We start from the raw sequence: 386 nt of genomic DNA, 5'->3' as shown, positions 1-386 counted from the left end.
GGAATCACGTGCGGCAGTCTCCGCGACTTCTTGCACTATTTCAAGGAACCCGACGAAGTAGAAAAACGCGCAGTAGAATGAAAAAGCCCCGACAGACACAAATCTGTCGGGGCTTTTTGCTATCCACGGTAGTCCATGGAATCGTCGATGTCTGGCGGGTATGGAAGAATGTCGAATTCGGCGCGGTTGCCTTCGTCTGTGTCCAGCACCGTTTCCTCGACGCTCGTGACAAACAGCTGGAGCGGGAGCGGTGTCACACGTATACGCTGGGCCGTACGCTCGTCAGGCACCACGATGCTAACGCGGTGGACCTGAGGATCGAAGTAAGGCTCCTGCTTCAGCATCTTCTGGAGCCGCGTAATCGAGCGCCGGGCCCGGGCACGGAC

General features: G+C 57.5%; 1 protein-coding gene. It reads right to left on the bottom strand.

The genetic code is table 11. The features are described 5' to 3' along the window. Nucleotides 1-119 precede the first annotated feature (119 nt). On the bottom strand, nucleotides 120-386 hold a 267-nt coding region (locus AC1RPW_RS08070), incomplete at its 5' end, for a hypothetical protein (protein WP_438452373.1).

It is taken from the genome of Dellaglioa sp. CoH-55-MRSF-8 (assembly GCF_056782195.1).
The sequence above is the reverse complement of the archived record's forward strand: the minus strand, read 5'-3'. Positions and strand labels throughout refer to the sequence as shown.